This window comes from Aquabacterium sp., from assembly GCF_035476535.1.
Lineage (GTDB): Bacteria > Pseudomonadota > Gammaproteobacteria > Burkholderiales > Burkholderiaceae_C > Pseudaquabacterium.
On record NZ_DATILJ010000212.1, the window covers coordinates 1 to 6,682 of the forward strand.

Annotated in this window: 6 protein-coding genes; all 6 read left to right on the forward strand. The window is 69.0% G+C overall.

Annotated features, from left to right (window positions below):
- The coding region (locus VLK61_RS20835; RefSeq protein WP_325423550.1) for a 2,4'-dihydroxyacetophenone dioxygenase family protein at nucleotides 1–457 on the forward strand (457 nt) is incomplete at its 5' end.
- Nucleotides 457–1,638, forward strand: coding sequence for an acyl-CoA dehydrogenase family protein (locus tag VLK61_RS20840; RefSeq protein ID WP_325423551.1), 1,182 nt, complete (start codon nucleotides 457–459; stop codon nucleotides 1,636–1,638). The genes VLK61_RS20835 and VLK61_RS20840, both read left to right, overlap by 1 nt.
- Nucleotides 1,635–2,738, forward strand: coding sequence for an acyl-CoA dehydrogenase family protein (locus VLK61_RS20845; protein WP_325423552.1), 1,104 nt, complete (start codon nucleotides 1,635–1,637; stop codon nucleotides 2,736–2,738). The genes VLK61_RS20840 and VLK61_RS20845 overlap by 4 nt, the downstream gene beginning before the upstream one ends.
- Nucleotides 2,735–3,889 carry an acyl-CoA dehydrogenase family protein gene (locus VLK61_RS20850; protein ID WP_325423553.1) on the forward strand — a complete coding sequence of 385 codons (1,155 nt, stop codon included), beginning with the start codon at nucleotides 2,735–2,737 and terminating at the stop codon, nucleotides 3,887–3,889. The genes VLK61_RS20845 and VLK61_RS20850 overlap by 4 nt, the downstream gene beginning before the upstream one ends.
- Nucleotides 3,890–4,867, forward strand: a complete 978-nt coding sequence (locus VLK61_RS20855; protein ID WP_325423554.1) for an acyl-CoA dehydrogenase family protein — start codon at nucleotides 3,890–3,892, stop codon at nucleotides 4,865–4,867. It begins immediately after the preceding gene.
- Between the two features lie 217 nt (nucleotides 4,868–5,084).
- A partial coding sequence (locus tag VLK61_RS20860) for an amidase (protein ID WP_325423555.1) occupies nucleotides 5,085–6,682 on the forward strand: 1,598 nt, incomplete at its 3' end.

The window sequence follows — 6,682 nt, forward strand, 5'->3', positions numbered from 1 at the left end:
GGGCATTCCAGAAGCGCTGCACCGCGCCGAGAGCGAACTGCCCTTCGTCGAGTTCGAGCCCGGCATCACGATGCAGGTGGTGCAGGTGGATATTCCCAGCGGCCTGTGGATCGTGCGCATGCGCATGCAACCGGGCGCCACCCTGGCCACGCACAAGCACACCGGCGAGGTCTATGCCTTCACGCTGTCGGGCTCGTGGAAGTACCTGGAGTACGACGCGGTCAACCGCGCCGGCTCCTACCTGTACGAGCCCGCCGGCTCGATCCACACCCTGCATGTGCCGGCCAGCAATACCGAGATCACCGATGTGTGGTTCGCCATCCGCGGCCCGAACCTGAACCTCGATGCCGAGGGCAAGGTGACGCTGGTACTCGATGCCGGCCTGGTGCTGAAGGTCTATCGCTCGCGCTGCCGCAAGCTCGGCCTGCCCGCGCCACGAGTGATGGGCGCTGATTGATGCCCAGCCTGTTCAGCGCCGAAGACCTGGCTTTCCAGGCCGAGGTGCGCGCCTTCATCGACGCCGAACTGGACCCTGCAGTGCGGCGCAAGCTGGCCGAGCATCGTGCGCTGAGCAAAGCCGAGGTCGTGAAGTGGCAGCGCAGCCTGGCCAAGCGTGGCTGGGCCACGCCCAGCTGGCCGGTGGCGCATGGCGGGCCGGGCTGGAATGCGGTGCAGCGCTATTTGTTCCTCGATGCGCTGCACCAGGCGCCGGCGCCCGAGCCGCTGTCGTTCAACGTCAACATGATCGGCCCGCTGCTGATTGCCTTCGGCACGCCGGCGCAGCAGCAGCGCTTCCTGCCGCGCATCGCCAACCTCGACGACTGGTGGGCACAAGGCTTCTCCGAGCCCGGCGCCGGCTCGGACCTCGCGGCATTGAAAACACGTGCCAGGCGGGCCAGTGATGCTCAGGGCGAGCACTACATCGTCGACGGCCAGAAGATCTGGCAAGGCATGGCCCAGCATGCCGACTGGATGTTCACGCTGGTGCGCACCGATGCATCCGCGAAGCCGCAGGCCGGCATCACGCTGCTGCTGATCGACATGCGTTCGCCGGGCGTCACCGTGCGGCCCATCATCACGCTGGACGGCCGCCATGAGGTGAACGAAGTCTTCCTCGATGCGGTGCGCGTGCCAGTGGAGTGCCGCGTCGGCGACGAGAACGCCGGCTGGGCGATGACCAAGGTCCTGCTGGGCCACGAGCGCACCGGCATCGCCCGCATCGGCATGAGCAAGCGGCTGATTGCCCGCGCGAAGGCGCTGGCTGCTACCGTGCCTTCTTGCGATGGTGAAGCAAGCGGCAGCCTGGCCGACGAACCGCGCTTCCGCGAACGCGCGGCCTTGATCGAGGTGGAACTGCAAGCGCTGGAGCTGCTGCAGCTGCGCCTGCTGGACGGGCCTCCCGATGCGCGGGCCTCGATCCTGAAAGTGAAGGGCACGGAGCTGCGCCAGGCCGCCAGCGCCTTGCTGCTGGATGCGGCCGGCCCCCGTGCGTGGGCGGCGGCCGACGAGTTTGACGACGAGGCCAGTGCCGACACGACGATCGCGGCCAGCTACCTGACCTTGCGCGCCGCGTCGATCTATGGCGGCAGCACGGAGGTGCAGAAGAACATTCTGGCCAAGGCGGTGCTCGGGCTATGAATTTCTCATTGAACGATGACCAACGCATGCTGCAGGACGCGGTGCAGCGCCTGGTCGAACGCGAGTACAGCTTCGCACATCGCCGCCGATATGCCGCCGAGCCGAATGGCTGGAGCCGCAAGCTGTGGGCGCAGGCCAGCGAGATCGGCCTGCCTGCATTGCTGTACCCGGCCGAGCAGGGCGGCCTCGGTGGCAGCGCCTTCGATGCGATGGTGGTGATGCAGGCGCTGGGCCCGGCGATGCCCCTGGACCCCTGGCTGCCGACACTTGTGCTGGGTGCCGCGGCACTGCGCCGCGCAGCACCGCCGTTGCAAGCCCGTTGGGTGCCACGCATTGCGACCGGTGACTGGGTATTGGCCTGGGCTGAAGGCGGTGGCTGCCGCGTTGTAGCCGACGGCGAAGGCTGGCGCCTCGACGGTCGCATTGCGCACGTGCTGCACGGCGATAGCGCCGATGCCTTGCTGGTGAGCGCCCAAGGCGATGCCGGCCCTGCCTTGTTCGTGCTGCATGCGCAGCAGCCCGGCCTCACGCGCCATGCCACACGCACGCACGATGGCCGGCGCATGGCCACTCTGCACTTCGACACCGTGCAAGCACAGGCGGCCGATGTCATCGCGCCGCCCGGCGAGGCAGCAGCGCTGATCGAGTCGGTCCGCCAGGCCGGCATCGCGGCACTGGCTGCTGAAGCGGTGGGCCTGATGCAATGGCTGCTGGACACGACCGTGGCCTACCTGAAGACGCGCCAGCAGTTCGGCGGCCCGATTGCGCGCTTCCAGGCCTTGCAGCACCGCGCGGCCGAGATGCTGATGGCGCTGGAGCTGGCCCGCGGCATGGCGCACTACGCGGCGGTGATGCTCGATGAGCCCGATTCGATCTCACGCGGCCAGGTGCTGGCCGCCGTGAAGCTGCAGCTGACGCAGGCGCTGCGCTTCGTCGCCGAGCAGGCGGTGCAGCTGCACGGCGGCATCGGCGTCACCGAAGAAAACGCGGTCGGTCATGGGTTGAAGCGGGCGATTGTCATGGCCGCTGAATTCGGGCGCTATGACGAGCACCTGGCGCTCTTCGCGCAACGCGGCGGTTTCATCGAGGCAGCGGCATGAACTTCGAACCCGATCCAGGCGTGGCGGCTTTTCGCGAGGAGGTACGCGCCTTCCTGCGCCAGCAGCTGCCACCCGAGCTGGCCGAACGTGCCCGGCGCCACCACCACCCACTGAAAGAAGACATGGTGGCGTGGACACGCATCCTGCATGCCAAAGGCTGGTCGGCGCCGCACTGGCCGGCGGCTTATGGCGGGCCAGGCTGGACGCCATTGCAGCGCCACTTGTTCGAAGAAGAATGCGCACTGGCCGGCGCACCGGCCACCTGCGCATCGGCCTTCATGCTGGTGGCTCCGGTGATCATGGCCTTTGGCAATGACGAACAAAAAGAGCGTCATCTGCCGCCCATCCTGCGTGGCGAAACCTTCTGGGGCCAGGGCTTCTCCGAGCCCGGCGCCGGTTCCGACCTGGCCTCGCTGCGCACCCGCGCGGTGGCCGATGGCAGCGACTACATCGTCAACGGCCAGAAGACCTGGACAACAGAGGGCCATTACGCCGACTGGCTGTTCTGCCTGGTGCGCACCGATGCGGCGGCCAAGCCGCAGCGCGGCATCAGCTTTCTGCTGATCGATGCACGCTCGCCCGGCATCACGATCCGCCCGATCATCTCGATCGACGGTGCGCACAGCCTGAACGAGGTGTTCTTCGATGATGTGCGTGTGCCGCAGGCCAACCGCGTCGGCGATGAAGGGCAGGGCTGGACCTGCGCCAAGCACTTGCTGGACAACGAACGCGCCTTCAGCGCCGAGCTGCCGCGCAACAAGCGCATGCTGGCGCGGCTGCAGGCCTTGCTGGCCGAAGCGCCGGCACTGCAGCAGGACGCGGTGTTGATGCGCCGCGTGGCCGAGGCCGAAGCCGACCTGCTGGCGCTGGAGATGCTGACGCTGCGTGCCTTGTCCGAACACGGCAAGCCCGAGGCCACCGCCTGGCCCGCCGGCTCCATCCTGCATGTGCTGGGCTCGGAGCTGCAGCAGAAGACCGGCGCGCTGATGCTGCAGGCGCTGGGCGAGCGCGGCCTGGTCGCGCCCGATCAGGCCGATGAGGCCGCGGCCGGCATCACCGGCGACTACCTGTACCGGCGCGCCGTGACGATCTACGGCGGCAGCAACGAAATCCAGCGCAACCTGATTGCGCGCCATGCACTGGGGGTTTGAGTGCAGTTCACGCTGAGCGACGAACAAAGCCTGCTGCACAGCAGCGCGCAGCGCTACCTGGCGCAGGCCTATCGCCACGAGGGCGGCTTCAGCGCCCGGCAATGGCAGGCCTTTGCCGAGATGGGTTGGTTGGGCCTGTCGCTACCCGGTGATGTGGGCGGCCTGGATGGCAGCCCGGAGGACCTGGCGCTGCTGCACCAGGCGCTGGGCCACGCACTGGTGCGCGAGCCGGTGGCCGCGGTGGCCGTGCTGGCCGGGCACCTGCTGAGCCATGCCGGGCAGGGGGCCCAAGCCTTGCTGCCGGCGCTGGTGGCGGGCACGGCGCGTTATGCGGTGGCGCTGCCCGGCAGCCGGCTGCTGCACGGCGCGGCCGGGGCCGATGCGCTGATCGTGCTGGTCAATGCGGATGGCCATGACGGCCAAGGCGAGCAGGGCATTGCGATGCCTGCACTGCACTGCGTTCGGTTGCCCGCGACCGCACGCGAACTCACGCTGGTCGATGGCAGCCTTGCCTGCATGATCGACGGCGCATTGCAACCCGCCGCCGCCGACACGCTGCTGTGCCGCGGCGACGCTGCGCTGCACGCGATGGACATCGCACAAGCCTGGGCGCTGGTGGCAGCTTCCGCCGAAAGCCTGGGCGTGATGGAACGGGCGCTGGACGCCACGCGCGAGCACCTGCTGCAGCGCCAGCAGTTCGGCGTGGCGATTGCCAGCTTCCAGGCGCTGCGCCATCGCCTGGCCGACATGGTCATCGCAGTGGAGCAGGCGCGCGGCGCCTTGCATGCCGCCTTGGCTGCCCTGCGCGATGCAGACCGGCCACGCCGCCGCCGCACGCTGGCGCTGGCCAAGATGCGTGTCGACACCAGCGGCCGCTTCGTCGGCGCGCAGGCCATCCAGCTGCATGGCGGCATGGGCATGACCGACGAGTGCATCGTCGGCCACTGCTTCAAGCGGCTGATGGTGCTGGCGCAGTGACCGGCAAGCCTCGCGCACTTGCTTGCCAGGCCTGGCAGCGCGTGGCAACAGCCGGTCGCACCGGGAGCGCGGCCTGAAACACGGCTTCAGCCGTTGCGTTCAGCGCTGACCAACGAAACGCTGGCGCTTGTGCGCTGCAGTCGAACCGATACGCCGGCCGCACAGACTGCCGGACATCGACAACCTCTTCGACGGCCTGCGTTGCCGCGGCGAAACCATGATCAACAGACGAAGTTTCCTGTCCGTGCCGCTGGGCTTGGCCGGCCTTGGCGCGCTCGGTGCTGCCAGCCTGACCGGCTGCGATGGCGACAACGACCCCGACAACCAGGGCGGTGGCCGGGCGATCGACACCGTTCGGCTCGACGTGGCCGAGGCCATGGCCGGCCTGCAAAGTGGCCGCTTCACCGCCGAGGGTCTGCTGACCGCGTGCCTGGCGCAGGCCGAGCGCTGGGAGGGCGCCTACAACGCTTTCACCTGGCGCAACCCGCAGGCGCTGGCCCAGGCACGGGCCATCGATCAGCGGCGCCTGCGCGGCGAGCCGCTCGGCGCGCTGGCCGGCGTACCGGTTGTGATCAAGGAGTCGATGGACTACCAGGGTGCGCCGTCAACGCTGGGCTGGCACCGGCTGAGTACGGCCACGGGCGGTGTGCACCTGTTCCCATCGCAGCATGCGGTGGTGGTGCAGCGGCTGCTGGCGGCCGATGCAGTGGTCGTCGGCAAGACCAACATCCCGGCCTTCAGCGACGATGGCACGCGCGCCAACAGCAGCTGGGCCGGACCGACGTACAACGCGGTCGAGCGAAGCCTGGTCCCGGGCGCCAGCAGTTCGGGCGTCGCCACGGCGGTGGCGGCCGGCTTTGCGCTGCTGGGTGTGGGCGAAGAGACGGGTGGCTCGATCCAGAACCCTTCAGCCGCGCAAAGCCTGGTCGGCCTGACCCCGACCTACGGCCTGCTGCCCACGTCCGGTGTGGTACCGCTGGCCGGCAGCACGCGCGACGTGGTGGGGCCGATCGCGCGCTGCGTGTTCGACGCGGCGATTGCGATGGACCTGCTGGCCGGCGCGGCGGCACCGGCCGGCGGCTACCAGGCCGCACTTGGCGGGGCTACTCTCCAGGGCAAGCGCCTGGGCCTGTACGGCCCGGGCTGGCGCAGCGCGCCGCTGTCGACCGAGACCCAGACCTTGTACCTGGCCGCGCAGCGGGCCTTGCAGGCGCGCGGTGCGGTGCTGGTCGCCGACCCGTTCGCAGGCAGCGGCCTGGCCGAACTGGCGCTGCCGAACGGAGCCTACGACTTCCGCGGCACGGAGTCGGCGGCGCATGACTTGCACCGCTACCTGCAAGGCTTGGGCGTGCCCTCGCTGGCGGAGTTGAAGCGCCTGGCAGGTGCCTCGCCTTTCGATGCCGGTGAGCCCTTGCACTGGTACGCCGAAGCGCTGCCGGTGCTGCAAGCTTCGCTGGCCGATCCGTCGATACCGCCGGACCTGTCTGAGTTTCACGCGCTGCGTGCGCAGTATCGGCAAGGTTTCCAGCAGGTCATGGACGCCCATGGGCTGGACGCGCTGGTACTGCCGCAAACGACCGAAGCGCTGCCGGACCTGTTCGGCGGAGGTGTCATCTCCGAGACCACGGTGTCGGCGCTCAACATCGCCGGCCTGCCCGGGCTCACCGTGCCGGCGGGGCAGCACGCCAGCAACAAGGCCCCGTTCAGCCTGATCTTCGTCGGCCGTGCCTTCAGCGAAGCCAGCTTGCTGGCGCTCGGGCACGACTTCGAGCAGGCGACGCGCCAGCGCGTGATGCCTCGGCTGAAGGCGGCGTA

What these genes read in the sequence shown, in the direction of transcription:
- VLK61_RS20845 (WP_325423552.1), top strand. Translation starts at nt 1,635, where the DNA reads ATGAATTTCTCATTGAACGATGACCAACGCATGCTGCAGGACGCGGTG.
- VLK61_RS20840 (WP_325423551.1), top strand. Translation starts at nt 457, where the DNA reads ATGCCCAGCCTGTTCAGCGCCGAAGACCTGGCTTTCCAGGCCGAGGTG.
- VLK61_RS20850 (WP_325423553.1), top strand. Translation starts at nt 2,735, where the DNA reads ATGAACTTCGAACCCGATCCAGGCGTGGCGGCTTTTCGCGAGGAGGTA.